Origin of the sequence: Flavobacterium sp. RSB2_4_14 (genome assembly GCF_051547085.1) — a bacterium.
GTDB lineage: Bacteria > Bacteroidota > Bacteroidia > Flavobacteriales > Flavobacteriaceae > Flavobacterium.
In genome coordinates this window covers 877370-896699 of sequence record NZ_JBPTTL010000001.1, presented here as the reverse complement: position 1 = coordinate 896699, position 19330 = coordinate 877370, and the positions used below count along the sequence as shown (strand labels likewise).

Genomic DNA, 19330 nt, shown 5'->3' with positions numbered 1-19330 from the left:
ATTAATTAATACCTTTAAAAATGAAAAGATTGAAATCATTACTAATAGCTACCGTATTGTTTTTAGGAACAAGTTATACCATCAATGCACAAGCTAAAACTGCACATGTAGATGTAAATGAACTAATTTCTAAAATGCCAGCGATGTTGGATGCTCAAAAACAACTAGAAAAATTGAGTGCAACTTATGATGCGGAATACAAAACAATGGCGGAAGAATATCAAAATAAGATAAAAAAATACGACCAAGAAGCCTCAACAGTAGGAGATGCTGTAAATCAAACACGTCAAACAGAAGTTCAAGACTTAGTAAAACGTATTACTGATTATAGAGATAACGCACAAAAAGAATTACAAAAGAAAGAAGCTGATTTAGTAAAACCGTTAATGGATAAAATTAAAGCTTCAATTTCTAAAGTTGGAAAAGCAAAAGGATACCAATACGTTTTAAACGTTGCCGATTTACTTTTAGCTGATGGTCCGGATTTAACAGCTGATGTTAAAAAAGATTTAGGATTTTAATATTCAACTACTTTAATCCAAACTGCTCAATTACTTGAGCAGTTTTTTTTTACTTTTGTTTCTATGATCAACAACAATCCTATAGGCCTTTTCGACTCAGGTATTGGAGGTACTTCTATTTGGAAGGAAATTCATGAATTACTTCCTGATGAAAATACCATTTATTTGGCAGATAGTAAAAATGCACCTTATGGTCAAAAGTCTAAGGAAGAAATTGTTGCGTTGAGTTTTAAAAACACCGAATTTCTTTTGCAACAAAATTGTAAGATAATTGTTGTGGCCTGCAATACCGCTACAACAAATGCCATAAAAGAATTAAGAGCAACCTATTCCGTTCCATTCATTGGAATAGAACCAGCTATAAAACCTGCAGCCACTCATTCAAAAACACAAACTATTGGCATTCTTGCCACACAAGGAACACTAAATAGCGAACTTTTTCATCAAACAGCAGAACGTTTTCAAAACACAAAAATTGTAGAACAAATAGGCCACGGATTAGTGCAACTAATCGAAAATGGAGAAATCAATTCGGTTGAAATGACAAATCTTCTTAATTCCTACTTACAACCCATGATTGAAGCTAATATCGATTATTTGGTTTTAGGTTGCAGTCACTATCCCTATTTAATACCACAAATAAAAAAGATACTTCCAGAAAATATTAAAATAATAGACTCGGGAGAAGCTGTGGCAAGACAAACAAAAAATATTTTAAAAGAAAAAATAGGCTTTAATAACCAGCTTGAAAAAAGTACTCAAGTTTTTTACACTAATTCAAATCCAAAAGTCTTAACCAGTATATTGAATAATAAATATCCGGTTATTTATAAAGATTTTTAAATTACTCTTCTTTAAACCAGCTAGAATACATTACATAATTATTAGATATACGCTCAATTTCTCCTGCAAAATCTGATTGGTCAATATCCTTTACTTTCTTAGCAGGTATTCCCGCATAAATTGAACCTGACTCAACTACTGTATTTTGAGTAACAACAGCTCCAGCAGCAATAATTGAGTTACTTTCAATAACACAATTATCCATCACAATAGCTCCCATTCCTATTAAAACATTATCATGTACTTTACACCCATGAACAATTGCATTGTGACCAATAGAAACATTATTCCCAATTTCTGTTGGATGTTTTTGATAGGTACAATGTAGTATTGCACCATCTTGAATATTTACTTTATCCCCTATTTTAATATAATGAACATCACCTCGTATAACAGCATTAAACCAAACGCTACATGATTTCCCTAAAACAACATCTCCGACAATTGTTGCGTTTTCTGCCACATAACAATCTTCAGGTATTTGAGGACATTTCCCGTTTACTGATTTTATAATCATAAAAAAAATTGTCCCGAAAATTCGGGACATATATTTAAATTAATTAATTGCAGGACAATTACAGTGGTATTTTTCTGGTTTGCAAAATAGATTAATCCCCAAAGTAATTTGATGAAATCCACCTGTATCAAAATTTACATTACCTAACAATTGTGAATAAGTGTAAGCTATCATATAATTTTTAAAATTAACTCCTACTATTGGAGTTAAATATTGTAATTTTTGATCTGCAATAGCTGTACCATCGACATACTGAGCACCATCAAGACTTCTTCTATATGATAATCCTCCCCATAATGTTCCAAAATCTAATTCTTTATAAGCTTTCAAATTTAAATCAATTGACTTTTCTTGTGTTTGTGTTACCAATTGAAACATAAACGAAGGTTCTAATAATATTTTTTCTGCATCCCCAAAAGTATAACCCGTATTTAAAATAAATCTTCTCAAATTTACTGGTTCTCTATCGGAATATAATTTTCTGTCACTAGCTAATGCGTTTTTAACAGTTGCATGAACATAAAAATCTAAAAAATTATAAGATGCTCCAATATCCATATTAAAATAAGTGGCTCTCTGAATCGAACCAAAAACAATTGGATCATACGATGGGTCATTAGTGTAAAAAGTGCTTTCGTCTAAATTACTTTGAACAAAACCTGCGCTCATACCAAATGAAAGTTGATTTAAATCTACTCTATCTCGAGAAAACATTAAATGATGCGCATAAGTAAATTTCATTCCTGTTTGTGAATGATAACCATTCTTATCATTAAAAACTATAACACCTCCTCCAGATCTTTCTCCTAATGCTCCATTGAAACTTATTGTTTGCAATGCTGGCGCATCAGTTTGTCCAAACCATTGTTGTCTTCCTGTAATTCTTAGTTTAGCGCAATTTGCTGCACCTGCCATAGAAGGATGTAGTAGGTAATAATTGTCTGATAAATAATCAGAATAAACTGGTAATCCTTCTTGAGAAATTGAAAGTTGCGCTATTAATAGCAATCCTAATAAATAAATTCTTTTAAAATTCATCCTTAACTATCTTTTTAATGAGAAATGGGCTTTAAATTGTTTGGCTACGTTTTGTTCTACATAATCTACACTAAACCAGTAATCCGTGGAAGATAGCAGTTGGCCGTTGTATGTACCATCCCATCCTTGCCCTGTGGAACTGATTTGTTTGATTAGTTTTCCGTAGCGGTCAAATATATAAATTTTTGTGTTAGGTTGTCCACCTAATCCAATAATATTCCAAGTATCATGTATTCCATCTCCATTCGGGGTGAAGTAATGGGGATAATCGATGATTTGAACGTCTTGGATAACCAGTTCTTCACAGCTGTAAATGCCTCCTTCGGTATCCCAAACATGGATGACATGACTGCCTAACGATACGTTTTCAAAGATATTGCTCGTTTGTCTTGGGCCATCGTCTAAACTGTATTCATACGTGCCATAGCCTTCTATGGTTACCTTTATGATTTGGCTAGTGGTAAACGCATTGGTTACGGTATATCCTACTGTACCTGCTTGTATAGCGGCTTGTCCTGATTGTATCACTGAGAATGCTGCCGATGTAGTAGCACATCCTAGTGGACTAACACTAGTGGCTCTTACGGTATAGGTTCGGGTAGCACCCGTTGGTGAGGCAGTATCTACGGTATATGTTGGTCCTGTAGCGCCTGTAATTGGTGTGGTGGAGTTGTCTTCAAACCACTCAAAGGTATAAGCGGTTGCATTGGCGATGCCACTGTTCAAAGTGAGTGGTCGCACTACTACATTGCTAGCATAGTCCACACAGATGGTATCTACGCCGTTTGGTGTAGTGATAATCGGGTTCGGGTAACGCTCTATGGTGATGTCTATGGTTGTTAAGGCATAACACAGCGGTGTGATGGTATTGCTACTGTTTTCTACTTTTACCCATATCTGATCAGTGTCTGGTGTGGTGATATAGGCTTGAGCTTGGGCTAATGGTATGGCATTTGTGCCTGCTATAGCATCAGCTTGAGTATGATAGTAGCTAATGAGGAAGATGGCTGGGTTTTGTCCGTTAAGAATAGCGGTGTTGTATTGGGTTAAATCTAATTGGTACACGCCGTCATACGGGTCAAGGTAATCGTCACAACTGGCAAAGGTTTGTGGTCCTGTAGCTTGTGCATATGCTTCTACGGCTAATGTCAATATACCTGTGGCATTCACACATCCTGTAGCATTGTTCACTACTCTGATGTAGATGTTTTGTGTATTAGCAGTGGTATTTTGATAGTTTGCTGGCAGTGGGGTTTGTCCGGTATTGGTTACTGGGTTGGCACCTTGTGCGGTAGCATAATAGGTGATAGTAAAGTTGGATGGACTTTGGGTAGTGCCTAAAATAGCGGTCGCCAATTGTGGATTGGTCATATCGAAAATGGCAATACCATCGGCATCATTATCACATACTCTATACGGTGCTAGTGGTTGGAGTACCGTTGGTAATGGATTTACGGTTAGCGGTTGTTCTACTATCACTGCACAACGATTGCCTTGGTAGTCTACTCTATTGTTCTCTACACGTATCCATACGGTACCACCTACTAATGCGGATGTCGGGTTCAGGATTTCATTGGCTACTACATTGTTTTGGGCATCGGCTAGCGTTGGGAAATAATGTAGGGTAACATTTGGATCTCCATTGGCAATATAGGCCGCATTTAAGGTTAGATTAAATACCTCTAGCAAATCCCCTGGGTTGTTGTCGTCACATTTTGGTGCTAGGGGTTGCGGATTGGTGCGTGGTGTGGGTACTGGCAATACTCTAATGTCTAAGGTAGTAATGCTTTGACAGTTGGCTGGTGCTGGTGTGGTGACTACTACGCCTAAGGTTTGTACTGCTGGGAAGATATTGGTATACGCCGTTGGGGTGGTAATCACATTGGTGTTGTTTTGGGCATCTGCCAAACTTGGATAATAGGCTACGGTGTAGCCTGCTAAGTTTTGGGTGATTTCGGCTGTCTTTACGGTTAAATCAAAACTGTGGAATTGATTATTAGGATTGGCATCGTCATCACAAACACTCAATGGAGTTGGTGTGGTGAGTAACAATGGGGTATTGATGACTAACTGGAAGCTTCCTAGGTTGTAACATCCCGTGGTGTTGTCTTCTACTCTAACCCATATGGTCTCTCCATTGGCTCCTATGTAGTTCGTAGCAGGTATAATCGGTGCTGTACCGTCTTGCGCTGCGAGTTGACTGTTGTAGTAGGTAACGATGTAACTGCCTGTAGCGGGTTGTTGGGCTAACACATCTGGGGTACGTTGGGTTAAATCCACTCCAGTAATGGCATTTTGTGGGTTGTTGTCATCATCACACAACACGATGTTGTTTAATGCTACTGGGGCGATTGGGCTTGGATTGACATTGAGTTCTATGGTAATGACACTCCAACATCCGGTGTTTGGGTCAACAGCTCTTACGTAGAGGATTTGTACAAACGGATTGATGTTGTCATAAAGTTGTGTGGTGTCAATAGGACTGCTGCCCAATTGTGCATCGGATAGGGTTTCATGGAAGGTAATAGTGTATACAGCGCCTTGTAATAAATCAGGGATTAGTGTGGTTAAATCAAAGCTGGTGAAACCGTCTTGATCCTCATCACATAGTGTGTAGGGTTGTGTTGGTGGGATTGGCGTTGGCAGTGGTTCTACTCTGATGTCCATCGTAGAGATTACTGAACAACCGGTATTGGTATTGGTGATTTGTACACCTAAGGTTTGCACATAGATGATTTGGTTTTGGTATTGTAAATTGGTAATGGCATTGGTACCATTTTGTGAATCGGTCAGACTTGGATAGAAGGTAACACTCATTCCAGTTTGTCCTAATAGGATATCGGCTATTTTACTAGCTAAATCAAAGGTCTCAAAGCCTATGGCTCCTGTGTAATCACATAAGGAGTATTGTGGGTAGTTCGGCTGTAGGGAGTTTGGAATTGGGTTAACGATTAAGTTTAATTCCACAGTATCGTAACATCCTGTAGCGATGGTTTCTACTCTCACATACAGGGTTTGGTTCCAAATGGTTTGGTTGATGTAACTCGTTACATTGCTAATGGCATTGGTATCTGCGTTTGCATCTGCTTGGGTGGTATGGAAGGTTACTGTGGTTAGTGCTGGGTTAATACTACCTAATATTTGTGGGATGGTAGTGGTTAAGTCAAAACTCTCAAATCCTGTAGCGCCTGTATAATCACATAGTGCGTATGGTGATGGCGTGGTGGCTTCTGGGGTTGGATCGACGATTAATTGGAGTTGGACATAATTAGCACATCCGGTTAGGGTATAAAATACTCTTACGTATAGGGTTTGTGTTCCTGGATTGATATTGGAATAAGGACTAGTTAACGATGGAGTTGTACCTAATAAAGCATCGGTCTGGGTTTCATAATAGCCGATGGAAACACCTACTAGTGGCCAAACTCCGCCTGCTATTTCTGTGGTGGCATCTTCTAAATTAAATACCCCAAATCCATCATTGTTGGGGTCGCAATAACGTAAAGGTTGTGGTGTTATGGCTATTGGTCCTTGGGTAACGCGCAATAATTGGGTTGTGGTAACATAACAGCCTGTAGCATTATTCTCTACGCGTAGGTATATGGTATCATTGTCTGTGCCGGTATAGGACAGTGGGGTTGGTATTGGACTAGTTTCGTTTTGTGCATCAAGCAAAGTGTTGTAGTAGGTAACGGTTAATCCCGTTACTCCTCCTGTGACTACTGCTTCATTTAGGGTTAAATCGAATAACGCTTGGGTACTAGCACCATTACTACACTGGAATATCGGGTCTGGTACAGTAACTGATGGTAGTGGGTTGACTACTAAATTAAAGGAACTTACCGTATTACATCCAGTTGTATTGTTGCGGATGTTGATCCAGATTTGTTGTGGGTTACTGGTGTTGGAATATAAATTGGGTAACGCATTGGTTTGACTTGTAGCATCGCCTTGGCTTGCATAATAGCTTACGGTTACATTGCTTTGCCCATTGGCTATTTCTGCGGTTTTTGTATTTAAAGTAAATTGCTCTGTATTATCTCCTGGCGTGGTATAATCACACAATTCATAATTAGTAATAACTGGATTGGCTAGTGGTAATGGGTTGACTATTAAATTCAAAGTGGCAGTGGAATAACATGCTGGTGAACCAAGTGTGTAGGCTCTTATATAAAGGATTTGTGTGCCTGGGAAGATGTTACAATAATCTACATTTAATGGTAATGGAAAAGTACTAGTATCTGTTTCATAAAACTCAACTACTATGTTTGGATTACCTCCTGTTATCTCATTAATTTTTGAGGTTAAATCAAAACCACAATAAAATCCATCGTTGTTGTTACTGTCATCACATACCACATAATTAGATGGCGTGAATATCGTTGGGGAAGTGTTTACTGTTACTACTGCTGAACCTGATTGGGGTTGAGAACAGGTGGTTGAAGAATTCAACACACTCACTAGATTATAGGTAGTGGTTACAGTTAATGGTGCTGTAGTCAGTGTCCCATTTCCACTTGCATCTAAATTAATTATTTGATTAGGATTAGAATCTATATTATAAGTAACTTGTGCATTTGGTGTACCATTAAATACAATAGTTGTAGAATTATTAGGGCATACAGACCCTAAAGATGAAATAGTTACCGATGGTATTGGATTAACAATTAACTGAAAACTAGTTGTTCCAAAATTTGTTGGAAGAGCATTCTCTTGTAATCGTACATAAATCATTTGACCATTAGTTCCATTAAAAGAATTTATAGCGCTAATAGCACCTAAACCACTGTTTGCTTGGGCTTGACTACTATAATATGAAATGGTGTAATCTAATGGACTATACGTTCCGTAAATAATCGAAGTTTGTGATGAAAGATTAAATGTTGCGGTGCCAGAATTAAAAGAGTTTTCACAAAGTGAAAGATTAGGTGGCGTTGTTGGAACAGGATTAGTAATACACGACGTTGGGTCAATTTGTAAAGCAAACTGAGTAGTAACTATACAATCATTATTATTATTTTCAACTGCCACAAATATAGTCTCACCATCAACTCCATTGTAATTAGTAGGATTTGAAATAGGTGCATTTAATTGTTGGGCATCAGCCAAAGAGTGGTAAAAAGAGATTGGATTGGAGGTTCCATTTAAAATAACTGAAGAATTATCGGTTAGATTGAACGGTGATGCACATTCAGTTATATCGCTTGGAGTGCCAATAGTGACTGAACTTATATAATCAACAACCATACAATCTGTTTGCTGACAACCTCCAGGAAAAGTTATCGTCACACAATAATTACCTTGTTGTGTAATAGAATAATTGTAGGCATTGGCTCCAACTATAGGATTGCCATTAAAAGTCCAAGAGTAAGTAGCACCCACTACTGGAACAGATCCTGCTTGAGCTAAAACGGTTTTGTTTCCACAAATTGCATTTGTACCAGCAAAATCACTAATTCCATTGAACTCACCTGTTCCAGCAATTTCAGCAGATCCGATATTAAAACTACCTCCACCAAGAAAAACAGCAGAATCATATGAACCATCATTCAAATCAGAAATAACAAGCTTGATATGATAAAGATGATTTGGAATTACTGGAGAATTTGCGGTCAATAAGGCAGTTTGACCATTGAAATTTGTGGCAGATGCAGCTGCATTTGTACCTTGATTATTAGATCCAAAATAGGTAATATTAGCAGCTCCACAGGAAGCATTTGCATTATCTCTAATAGTTGTTACTGAAATTGGAATAGCAGTATTAGGTACAACTGCCAAATTTATTGCCGGTGTTCCCGCAGTAACATCATTCAAGAAAAAAGCAAATGCATCTGAATAAGTACATTGAAAAGTACCATACTCTTCTGATGCAAAAAGAAAATCAAAACTCATTTGATTCGTTAATGGTGTAAAATCAAACTCTAAAATAGTTGCATTGTAATAATCATCATTAGTATCAACTATGTTTAGACCAAGCATATAATTATACAAATCTAAATCTCCAAACCACGTATTAGTAGTGCCAGGAAAAGTATAAAGTCCTTCACTTAAGGTAGAATTATTCGGTCCAGGTGCACTTAATGCATTTCCCGTTGACAATATCACACCAGAAGTTAATGGAAAATTTGGATTTGTATTTTGAAAATAACCAATTCCGTCTACAGAATTATAATCTGTCCCAGTACTCCAAGTAATATTACTAATTGCTCCAACACAGGAAGAACTTGTACTACCAGAAGCAAATAAAACATTTTGAACTAACTGCGGGACTGTGTATGTAGTATTGTCGACCGTAATTACTTGTGAAAAAGAATTTAACACATTTAAAACAATAGTAAGAACTAGAATAATTCGTTTCATTTATAAAAATTGGGAAAGTGATTTTATTTTTAAAACCACACAAATGTTAATAAATTGTTTAATTGTTCAAATATAAGTATTCACAAAAAATATCTTTGTTAAATTTGCAAATAAATATACTACTCTAATGAAAATCACTATAAAAGAAACACAAAATCCAACAATATTAAAATTTGAATTTCCAGATTTTATTACTCAAAATCAAAACTTTGAGTACAAAAACATTGATGAAGCTAAAAATTCTCCATTAGCCCAACAGCTCTTTTATCTTCCCTTTGTGAAAAGCGTTTACATTTCAGGAAATTTCATTGCCATCGAAAGATTTAGCATTGTAGAATGGTCTGATGTTCAAGATGCTGTTGCCGAACAAATTGAAAGCTTTGTAAATAATGGTGGCGTAATTGTTTTGCCAACAGAAAACGCAACCAAAAAACAACCCATAACCGTGTATGGAGAAACCACACCAAATCCTGCTTCATTAAAATTTGTAGTTAACAAGGCATTGACAAAAACCGCAATTGAATTCAAAAATATAGATGAAGCAAAACCTTCTCCTTTAGCACAAGAATTATTCAAATTTCACTTTGTCAAAGAAATTTTCATCACCGAAAACTATATTTCAGTAACCAAATACGATAGCATTTCTTGGGATGAAATCACTTTAGAATTACGCACATTTATCAAGCAGTTTATTGAAAATGGCGGAACAGTTTTGGAAGAAAGCATGATTGTAAACGATGAAAAACAAGAAAAACAGCAAATAAAAAACTTCGATACACTCGATACTACATCACAACAAATCATCAACATCCTCGAAGAATATGTAAAACCCGCAGTTGCTGCTGATGGTGGAAACATCCTTTTCGACTCATATGATGAAACCGAAAAAAGAGTAAAAGTAGTGCTTCAAGGTTCTTGTAATGGTTGCCCTTCCTCAACTTTTACTCTGAAAAATGGCATTGAAAACATGCTAAAAGACATGTTAAATGACAAAGATATTGTGGTAGAAGCTTTAAACGGATAACCTCAATTCAAAATAAAAAAGTAACTTTAAGCGTCAAAATTTGGCGCTTTTTTAAATTAATTTTGGAGCTATTTCCACTGTTATCTGGGCTAAACCACATGCTATGAACGAACTACATCTCGAAACTAGTCCTTATCTTTTACAACACGCCAACAATCCAGTTCACTGGAAGGCTTGGAATGAAAATTCTTTGGCAAAAGCCAAATCAGCCAACAAGCTTATCCTCATCAGTATTGGTTATTCGGCTTGCCATTGGTGTCATGTCATGGAACACGAAAGTTTTGAAAACGATGAAGTCGCTGCAGTAATGAATGCCCATTTTATAAACATCAAAATTGACCGCGAAGAACGTCCCGATATTGATTCTGTTTATATGAAAGCTGTTCAAGTAATGACTGGTCACGGTGGTTGGCCAATGAATGTAGTGGCATTGCCCGACGGAAGACCTATTTGGGGAGGAACATATTTCCGAAAAAACGATTGGATCAATTCACTCGAAAAACTTCAGGAATTATACACTCAAAATCCAGAAACTATCTTGGATTATGCCGAAAAACTGCATGAAGGGTTACAATCGTTAAGCATCGTTCCTATAAATAATGCTGAAAATCATTTCGATTTCGAAATCTTGGAAACGTTACTCGCAAAATGGCAAAAAAGTTTTGACTGGGAATTTGGCGGTATGGCTCGTGCTCCAAAATTTATGATGCCCACTAATTATGAATTCCTTTTGCGCTATGGCTATCAAACCAACAATAAAAAACTACTAGAATTTGTTGATTTGACCTTAACAAAAATGGCTTATGGTGGACTATTTGACACCATCAATGGTGGATTTTCACGCTATTCTGTCGATATGAAATGGCATGTGCCTCATTTTGAAAAAATGCTTTACGACAATGGACAATTGGTTTCACTGTATGTTAATGCCTATAAATTATCGAAAAATAAACTTTACAAAGAAGTCATTGAAAAAACATTGAATTTCGTTGAAAAAGAATGGCTAACCAGCGAAGGAAGTTTTTATTCTGCTCTTGATGCTGATAGTTTAAACCCCGAAAATCATCTGGAAGAAGGCGCATTTTATGTTTGGACAAAAAAAGAATTGGAAACGCTGCTTAAAGAAGATTTCGAATTGTTTTCCATCGTTTTTAATATCAATGACTTTGGTTTTTGGGAACATAACAATTATGTTTTAATCCAAAACCAATCTTTAGAAACCATTGCCAAACAACAAAATATTGCTCTAGAAACATTAGAACAAAAGAAAAAATCTTGGGAAAAATTACTTTACACCGAAAGAGAAAAACGCAGTAAACCTAGACTTGACGACAAGTGTTTAACATCGTGGAATGCTATTATGCTCAAAGGATTTGTGGAAGCTTTCAAAGCACTTGGCAATAGAAACTATTTAGAAATTGGATTGCAAAACGCACAATTCATAGTTAAAAATCTTTGGAATGCTGAAGGAAATTTATTCCGAACGTATAAAAATGGAAAAGCAACTATTAATGGATATTTAGAAGATTATACTCATGTCATCGATGCCTTTATTACTTTGTATGAAGCCACTCTAGATGAAAATTGGTTGCAAAATGCCAAACAATTAACCGATTATTGTTTTGATTTTTTCTATGATGATAACGCTCAATTCTTTTCGTTTACTTCCAAAAAAGATTCCGAATTAATCACACCTCATTTTGAAGTGGAAGACAATGTAATTCCAGCAGCAAACTCCGTTATGTCCGATAATTTATTTCGTTTAAGTATTTACTTCAACAATAGTTATTACGAAACAATTTGCCAACAAATGGTTCAAAATATCGTGCCGACTATCGATTATCCATCGGCTTATTCCAATTGGTTGAATGTTCTTTTAAATTTTTCGGAACAAAACAAAGAATTAGCTATTTGTGGTACAAATGCACTTGACTATTTAGAAAAAATCAATCAAAATTATTTGCCCAATATTATAATCGCTGGAGCAACAAAAGAAACTAAACTTCCATTTCTAGAAAATCGATTTTCGGAAAAAGAAACATTGTTTTATTTGTGCCAAAACAAAACTTGTGATATTCCATCCAATGATTTTATAGCCATTAGCAAACAAATAACTAATCTGTTATAGAAATCTGTATTTTTGCTTCATCAATAATCCCGATACGTACGGATTTTTTTCATTTGAATAACAAAATAGAAACAATGCTTTACATCAAATCTTTCAACGCCTATCTTGAAGCTTTTTTTAATCTACTTATTGATTATTCCCCAAAGTTGCTATCAGCTTTTGTAATCTTGTTTTTGGGTTTATATGCTATTCGAATTATCAATCGTTTGGTAAAAAAAGTAATGCTCAAAAGAGAACTTGACCCTACATTATCAAAGTTCTTGGCTGATATTTTACTTTGGGTTTTAAGAGTATTATTGTTTGTTACTTTTATTTCAAAACTAGGCATTGAAACTTCCTCTTTTGTAGCTATTCTTGGTGCTGCAGGATTAGCAGTTGGTTTATCCCTGCAAGGTTCGTTGTCCAATTTTGCTGGTGGCATGTTGATTATTTTATTCAAACCCTTTCGCGTAGGCGATACTATTGAAGCTCAAGGCGTAATTGGAACAGTTAGCGAAATTCAAATTTTTGTCACTAAGCTAATCACGGGAAATAATCAAACTATTTTCGTACCCAATGGAGTTTTGTCCAATGGTGTGATTATTAATTATTCGTTGGAAGGAATTCGCAGAGCCGATTTGGTTTTTTCACTTTCCTATGATACTAATATTAAAATGGCAAAAGATATTGTGATGCAAGTAATGCTCAATCATCCACAAGTATTGAAAAATCCTGCACCAACAGTAGTGGTTAAAAACTTGACCGACTCAGCTATTCAATTGGCCATTCGTCCTTGGTCCAAAAATCTTGATTTTGGCGATATGTCATCTGATGTTTTAGAAAATTGCAAAGAATCTTTTGACCAAGCCGGAATTGTCATCCAACCTTTTGTTAGAGAATCTTCAAGAGAATAAATTTTTCCTCTTTAACTTGAATTTTAATCTAAGACCAAAAATTAAATAAACTGAAATTATTAAACTGTTCGTATATTTGCGAATAATTAATTTAAAGTTTATGGCAACGGTTACTAAAGCAAATTATTTCACGAAAGACCAAGAGCAAACGGCACGTTTCGCAAAAGCAATGGCGCATCCCGTTCGAATTGCTATTTTACAATTACTAAATTCCCAATCGTGTTGCTATCATGGTGATATGGCCGAAGAATTACCCATTGCAAAATCTACTTTATCCCAACATTTGAACGAATTAAAAGATGCAGGATTAATACAAGGAACAATAAATCCTCCTACGGTAAAATATTGCGTTAATAAAGAAAATTGGGAATTAGCAAAAAAACTTTTAAATAATATATTGACATAATTTTTTAAAAATATCATTCGCCATCTTACGAATATTGAATTATTGTTCGTAAATTTACGAATGTAATTTAAATCATAAAAAGATGAAAAATATAAAAGTTTTAGGAACCGGTTGCAGCAAATGCAAAACAACCTACAACAATGTTTTAGAAGCCATAAAACAACTAGGAATTGATGCAAAAGTTACCAAAATTGAAGACATTGAAGAAATGATGAAATACAACATTTTGACCACTCCAGTTTTGATGATTGATGAAGTAGCAAAAATAAAAGGCAGAATTGCTCAAATTGAGGAAATCAAAGAACTTTTAAAATAAAACTAAATGGAAAATCAAACTTTAGTAAAAGAAATTTGCCCAACTACTACTCAGACTTGGGTAAAAGATGGTGCTCTATTGGTTGATGTTCGTGAAGTTGATGAAGTAGCACAATTGTCTTACGATGTGCCTAATTTACTGCATATTCCATTAATTAACTTTGAAGAACGATTCAGCGAAATTCCAAAAGACAAACCTGTAGTAATGGTTTGCAAAAGCGGAGGTCGAAGTTTAAGAGCAACCGGATTTTTAGTCAATCATGGTTATGAAAATGTAGTAAACATGCAACACGGTATTATTCGTTGGGTGCAAAAAGGATTTCCCACAAAAGGCGATACTACTACTGTTTTGGGTAACGATGATGGCTGTTGTTCTTCATCAAGTTGTTGTTAAGTAAAATTCTATGTCATGTTTGATTGGTTACAATATATTGCAGATTGGTTAATTTACAGTGTTTTTGAAGTTAAACAACACACTAAACTAGGTGATGCTTTAAACTTTTTTGTTTTCGACACTTTAAAAATTGCCTTACTGCTTTTTGTAATTACAACGGTAATGGGAATTGTAAATTCTTATTTTCCAGTGGATAAGGTGCGTAACTTTTTGAGCAGAAACAAAATGTATGGATTAGAATATTTGTTTGCTTCAACTTTTGGGGTGATTACACCTTTTTGTTCTTGTTCGTCTGTTCCTTTATTTATTGGATTTGTCAAAGGAGGCATTCCACTCGGCATAACTTTCACCTATTTAATTACTGCACCATTAGTAAACGAAGTTGCCATAGCCATATTTGCAGGAGCATTTGGTTTTAAAGTAACCGCTATTTATGTTCTTACAGGAATAGTTTTAGGAATTCTTGGTGGCTTTACTTTGGGAAAATTAAAATTAGAAAAACACCTTTCGCCTTGGGTGCAAAATATTATAGCTAATGCACAAACGGAGGAAGAATTAGAAGAAGAGGAAAAACTATCACTCCTAAAACGCTTTCCTGCTATTTTAAAAGAAGCGTTCAATATTGTAAAAGGTGTTTCTCCTTATATCATTATTGGCATTGCTATTGGTGGATTGATGCATGGTTTTCTGCCAACAGGTTTTTTTGAACATTACATTAATAAAGGACAATGGTTTGCAGTTCCATTAGCAGTATTAATGGGAGTTCCAATGTATAGCAATGCGGCAGGAGTTATTCCTGTTGTACAAGTTTTGGTTGCCAAAGGCGTTCCACTAGGGACTGCCATTGCTTTTATGATGGGCGTTATTGGTTTATCATTGCCCGAAGCCATGCTTTTGAAAAAAGTAATGAATTGGAAACTCATTGCCATCTACTTTGGAACCATTGCCTTTTTTATGATTGTATCAGGTTACCTATTTAATGCATTATTATGAAAACAAAAACACAACTTTTTCTCGAAATTTGGATTGAATCTCGAACACGATTCACTAATCAATTAGACACGATTACAGAAAATGATTTAACCAAGAAGTTAAATCCATCTGTAAATTCAGTTGGTTTCTTGATTAGGCATATTGGCGACGTAGAATTGCTTTTTGCTAAAAATGTTTTTGGGGCTACTGATGTAAAAGTGACTGCCAAAACTGTTATCGAAAAACACGATACTGGTGAATGGAAAAACCTTCAAGAGTTAAAAGAATATGTTACTTATTCTTTTGAAAAATTACAATCGATTGTTGAAAAACAAACCGATACCGACTGGGAAACTACGATTACCACACAAGAATTTGGCGCCAAAACCAAAGCAGAAGCCTTTGGTCGAATAGTTTCTCACACGGCTTATCATGCTGGTCAAATGGCAATAATCACAAAATATGGAACAAACTAAAGCCAAATAAATGAAAAAACTAATCTTTACTTTAACAGCAATAACAAGTTTACTAGTTGTGTCTTGCGATAATTCCAAAAAAACAATAGCAAATTCAACCGAAGTAAAAGTGGTCGGTATGATGAAAAATGTGATGTGGAAAGGGCAACTCCAAGGCATCATTAATCTTGACACCATTAGCAATCGAGAACATTTATATGGATTTGGTCCTCAAGAATATTTGAGTGCCGAACTACTTATTATTGATGGCAAATCGTATAAATCAACTGTTGTAAATGACAGCACTATGAAAGTAGTTGAAACGTTTAATAGCAAAGCACCTTTTTTTGGCTATGCGAATATTTCAGAATGGGAACAGCTTACAATGCCCGATAGTGTTACCACAATTCCTTCATTGGAAAACTATCTCGATAAAATTAGCCAAAAACACATCCAAGCTTTTCTATTCAAGTTAGAAGGAAAAATTGATGCTGCCTCTATTCACATTGTAAACTTACCAAAAGACACAGCAGTTAATTCTCCCGACGATGCACACAAAGGAAGAAAAAGTTTTGAATTGCAAAATGAACAAGTTCGTATAGTCGGATTTTTTTCTACCGAACATAAAACTATTTTTACGCATCACGACACTTTTTTACACATGCATCTTATTACAAATGACAATTTAAAAATGGGCCATTTAGATGAAGTGTCTTTCAATCCAAAATCAATTAAACTATTCGTTTCAAAATAAAATTAAGAATTTTAAAAAAACTAAAACATGAACACAAGAATTGTAACATCCGTATTTGCAGCTATAGCGTTGCTATTTGTTTCTTGTAACGGAAACGCACAAGCAAACAAAACAACTACAAAAAACACTACAAAAGCAACCATCGAGATTATTCAATTTCATTCGGAACATCGATGTATGACGTGTAACAAAATTGAAGAATTAACCAGAGAAACTTTAAAAAGTTATCCATCCATTCCGTTTTCGTTAGTGAATGTAGATGACAAGAAAAACGAAGCAAAAGCAGCACAATTTGAAGCAAGTGGAACCGCTTTGTTTTTATACAATGCAAAAACTAAAAAGAAACAAGATTTGACGGATATGGCTTTTATGAACGCAAGTGATAAAGACAAATTCATCACTGAATTGAAGAAAAAAATCGAAGCTTTTAAATAATATGGATTGGTTAACCGAACTAGCTCAAAATAGAGAAATTCCACTACTTTCGGCTTTTGCGTTGGGTTTATTAACGGCTATTGCACCTTGTCCGCTGGCAACCAACATCACTGCAACAGCATTTATTGCCAAAACAATAAACAGTAAAAAGAAAGTATTGTTAAGTGGTTTTTTATACACTTTTGGGCGAATGTTTTCCTATACAGCAATCGGAACCATAATCTATTTTGGTGCTAGTAAATTTCAAATCGCAAAACTATTTCAAGGAAACGGAGAGAAATTTATTGGTCCAATTATGATCATAATCGGTTTGATTATGCTCGACGTTATCAAGCTTAATTTTATAAAAGGAAGCAATCTTACCGATACACTTTCCGAGAAATTCAAAACCAAAGGATTGTTGGGTTCGTTTCTTTTGGGAGCATTATTTGCATTGGCATTTTGTCCCTACAGTGGTGCTTTGTTTTTTGCCATGCTCATTCCAATGACACTTTCAGCCGATGCAGGTTTAGTTTTACCAATTTTATTTTCTATTGGAACGGGATTGCCAGTTATATTTTTTGGTTTTGTAATTGCTTACAGTATGGAAAAATTGGGCAATTATTTTAAAACCATAACAAAAGTCGAAAAAGTAATGCGGATTTTAGCAGGAGTAACTTTTATCATAACAGGTTTGTATTACATCAATATTTATTTGAAAATAATATGAAAAAACTAGTTTTACTCTTAGCCATTATACTGTCATCTTGTGTTACAAACAATCCAATTTCCTTTAAAGTTATTGATACCGATTTTTCAAAAGGAAGAGTTAGCTATGAACAAAATATTACTCTTAAAGACCTCGAAAAATTTCACGGACATTTATGTGATGGTTTGGTAGTTGGCGCTTTGGCTATGCAACAAGGAATGAAAATTTTATATCCCAATCAAGCAATTGATAGAACTAATTTGAGAATTGTTAGCAAACCATCTCCTTGCCTCACAGATGTTGCTATTTACATTACTGGCGGACGATACCAATTTCAAACTTTTTATGTTGAACCAACTATTCCTGGAGTCTATGTCGTGCAACGAATTGATACCAAAAAAACAGTTTCCATTTCAATAAAAAAAGATGTAATACCCAGAGAAATTGATAGTTTAGGCAATTTAGCAGTACAGCAAAAACTATCGTCTTGTGAGCTAAAGCATTTAAAAAAATTGGAGGATGACTTCATAACATTTCTCTTGAAATCAAACCCAGAGCCACTTTTTACTGTTACAAATATTGAAGATTTCGATTGGCAACCCAACTCAAAAAATGATTATTTAAAAACAGATATTTTGAATAAAAACTTGCCTAAATGTAATAATTGATATTACTTATTTACCAAAAAAACTTTCAAATAAAAAGGTTCAAAGTAAGCGACATCTTCAAAATCGGTATTCATAAATTTTTGATAGCTCCATTTCCCCATTTCCTTGGCGGATGGAAATACAATCTCGGGTTGCAAATCCACTATCAAGAATTTAATAAAATGTCATCTTATGTTTTAGAAAATTGCAAAGAAGCTTTTGACCATGCCGGAATTGTCATTCAACCTTTTGTTAGAGAATCTTCAAGGGAATAGATTACTAGAAATAGTTGGATTAATCCTGAATTTAGAATTGATTTTTACTCTTTTTACAAAGGTTCTTATGTTTTTAAACCAATGGAAAAATGTTTGTATTATATTTACGTTTATAAATTAGTACAAACTAATACAATTGTTTGTATTTGAAACACGCGCTAATTTATGAGTTATAGGGCATTTTAAAAAACAACCGTTAAACAGTGAAATCAAAACTTACATCTAAAGCTTGTCTATTTCCATTTTTAGCAATGTCATTAATAATTTTTTCTTCTAAAATAATAATTGACAATTATCCTATTGACTTTTTAAAACTTAGATGGATAGACTATTTTATGGCAATTCTATTTTCTGTGACTCTTGTTTGGCTAATTAAATTTGAGACATTAAGAAAATTGATATTTATCAAAATTACGGACGAGCAAATTGTTCTTCACAACATTTTTTTCACTAGAAGAAACATATCTACTAATGACTTATTAGGGTTTGAAACGAAAATAAATTCAACAAGACTTGGAAACTTTGAAGAAACAATAATTTTGACCAAAGACGACAATCAAATCATTTTATCCGAATTATTCATAGACAACTACAAAGAAATTAAAAGAAATGTGACAAAAAACCTAAAAGACAATGGTGGAGCAAGGAAAAACGCCATATAAAAG

At 34.9% G+C, this 19330-nt stretch carries 19 protein-coding genes and 1 pseudogene; 16 read left to right on the top strand and 4 right to left on the bottom strand.

The genetic code is table 11. The features are described 5' to 3' along the window. Positions 1-20 precede the first annotated feature (20 nt). Positions 21-521, top strand: a complete 501-nt coding sequence (locus ACSVH2_RS04065) for an OmpH family outer membrane protein (RefSeq protein WP_438091876.1) — start codon at positions 21-23, stop codon at positions 519-521. A gap of 63 nt (positions 522-584) precedes the next feature. After that, positions 585-1364 carry a glutamate racemase gene (gene murI, locus ACSVH2_RS04060; protein ID WP_438091875.1) on the top strand — a complete coding sequence of 260 codons (780 nt, stop codon included), beginning with the start codon at positions 585-587 and terminating at the stop codon, positions 1362-1364. Position 1365: 1 nt separating this feature from the next. On the opposite strand, the gene ACSVH2_RS04055 is transcribed toward murI, so the two are convergent. From ACSVH2_RS04055 to ACSVH2_RS04045, 3 genes are read right to left on the bottom strand one after another with little or no spacing between them, the layout of a single operon-like run. Further along, positions 1366-1881: a gamma carbonic anhydrase family protein gene (locus ACSVH2_RS04055; protein WP_438091874.1), complete on the bottom strand. Its 516-nt coding sequence runs from the start codon at positions 1879-1881 to the stop codon at positions 1366-1368. 39 nt (positions 1882-1920) lie between these two features. Beyond that, on the bottom strand, positions 1921-2919 hold the full coding sequence (locus ACSVH2_RS04050; RefSeq protein ID WP_438091873.1) for a PorP/SprF family type IX secretion system membrane protein: 999 nt from the start codon (positions 2917-2919) through the stop codon (positions 1921-1923). Between the two features lie 6 nt (positions 2920-2925). Then, positions 2926-9279, bottom strand: coding sequence for a choice-of-anchor L domain-containing protein (locus ACSVH2_RS04045; protein WP_438091872.1), 6354 nt, complete (start codon positions 9277-9279; stop codon positions 2926-2928). Between the two features lie 127 nt (positions 9280-9406). On the opposite strand from ACSVH2_RS04045, the gene ACSVH2_RS04040 reads away from it, so the two are divergent. From ACSVH2_RS04040 to ACSVH2_RS03985, 12 genes are all read left to right on the top strand, one after another. Beyond that, positions 9407-10303 carry a NifU family protein gene (locus tag ACSVH2_RS04040; RefSeq protein ID WP_438091871.1) on the top strand — a complete coding sequence of 299 codons (897 nt, stop codon included), beginning with the start codon at positions 9407-9409 and terminating at the stop codon, positions 10301-10303. A 103-nt stretch (positions 10304-10406) separates the two neighbouring features. Then, positions 10407-12431 carry a thioredoxin domain-containing protein gene (locus tag ACSVH2_RS04035; protein WP_438091870.1) on the top strand — a complete coding sequence of 675 codons (2025 nt, stop codon included), beginning with the start codon at positions 10407-10409 and terminating at the stop codon, positions 12429-12431. Positions 12432-12505: 74 nt separating this feature from the next. Beyond that, complete coding sequence (locus ACSVH2_RS04030) at positions 12506-13324, top strand: mechanosensitive ion channel family protein (protein ID WP_438091869.1); 819 nt, start codon at positions 12506-12508, stop codon at positions 13322-13324. Positions 13325-13424: 100 nt separating this feature from the next. Beyond that, positions 13425-13730 carry an ArsR/SmtB family transcription factor gene (locus tag ACSVH2_RS04025; protein WP_438091868.1) on the top strand — a complete coding sequence of 102 codons (306 nt, stop codon included), beginning with the start codon at positions 13425-13427 and terminating at the stop codon, positions 13728-13730. Between the two features lie 82 nt (positions 13731-13812). Continuing rightward, on the top strand, positions 13813-14046 hold the full coding sequence (locus ACSVH2_RS04020; RefSeq protein ID WP_438091867.1) for a thioredoxin family protein: 234 nt from the start codon (positions 13813-13815) through the stop codon (positions 14044-14046). Positions 14047-14052: 6 nt separating this feature from the next. Next, a complete protein-coding gene (locus ACSVH2_RS04015) occupies positions 14053-14439 on the top strand; it encodes a rhodanese-like domain-containing protein (RefSeq protein WP_438091866.1) in 387 nt (128 codons plus the stop codon). Between the two features lie 15 nt (positions 14440-14454). Further along, positions 14455-15432, top strand: a complete 978-nt coding sequence (locus ACSVH2_RS04010; protein WP_438091865.1) for a permease — start codon at positions 14455-14457, stop codon at positions 15430-15432. Further along, on the top strand, positions 15429-15887 hold the full coding sequence (locus tag ACSVH2_RS04005; RefSeq protein WP_438091864.1) for a DinB family protein: 459 nt from the start codon (positions 15429-15431) through the stop codon (positions 15885-15887). Before ACSVH2_RS04010 ends, ACSVH2_RS04005 begins: the two co-directional genes overlap by 4 nt. A gap of 10 nt (positions 15888-15897) precedes the next feature. Then, complete coding sequence (locus tag ACSVH2_RS04000; RefSeq protein ID WP_438091863.1) at positions 15898-16620, top strand: acetolactate decarboxylase; 723 nt, start codon at positions 15898-15900, stop codon at positions 16618-16620. Positions 16621-16647: 27 nt separating this feature from the next. Next, positions 16648-17055: a nitrophenyl compound nitroreductase subunit ArsF family protein gene (locus tag ACSVH2_RS03995; RefSeq protein WP_438091862.1), complete on the top strand. Its 408-nt coding sequence runs from the start codon at positions 16648-16650 to the stop codon at positions 17053-17055. A gap of 1 nt (position 17056) precedes the next feature. After that, a complete protein-coding gene (locus ACSVH2_RS03990; RefSeq protein WP_438091861.1) occupies positions 17057-17764 on the top strand; it encodes an aromatic aminobenezylarsenical efflux permease ArsG family transporter in 708 nt (235 codons plus the stop codon). Next, the gene (locus tag ACSVH2_RS03985) at positions 17761-18411 is read left to right on the top strand and encodes a formylmethanofuran dehydrogenase subunit E family protein (RefSeq protein WP_438091860.1); all 651 of its coding nucleotides are present in this window, start codon (positions 17761-17763) and stop codon (positions 18409-18411) included. Before ACSVH2_RS03990 ends, ACSVH2_RS03985 begins: the two co-directional genes overlap by 4 nt. Positions 18412-18413: 2 nt before the next feature. On the opposite strand, the pseudogene ACSVH2_RS03980 reads toward ACSVH2_RS03985, so the two are convergent. Beyond that, a pseudogene (locus tag ACSVH2_RS03980) lies at positions 18414-18539 on the bottom strand (tRNA (adenosine(37)-N6)-threonylcarbamoyltransferase complex dimerization subunit type 1 TsaB); the annotation flags it as partial. On the opposite strand from ACSVH2_RS03980, the gene ACSVH2_RS03975 reads away from it, so the two are divergent. Continuing rightward, the gene (locus ACSVH2_RS03975; protein ID WP_438092271.1) at positions 18492-18665 is read left to right on the top strand and encodes a hypothetical protein; all 174 of its coding nucleotides are present in this window, start codon (positions 18492-18494) and stop codon (positions 18663-18665) included. The pseudogene ACSVH2_RS03980 and the gene ACSVH2_RS03975 sit on opposite strands and share 48 nt — an antisense overlap. A 251-nt stretch (positions 18666-18916) precedes the next feature. After that, entirely contained in the window at positions 18917-19327 is a 411-nt protein-coding gene (locus tag ACSVH2_RS03970) for a hypothetical protein (RefSeq protein WP_438091859.1), read from the top strand. Positions 19328-19330 lie beyond the last annotated feature (3 nt).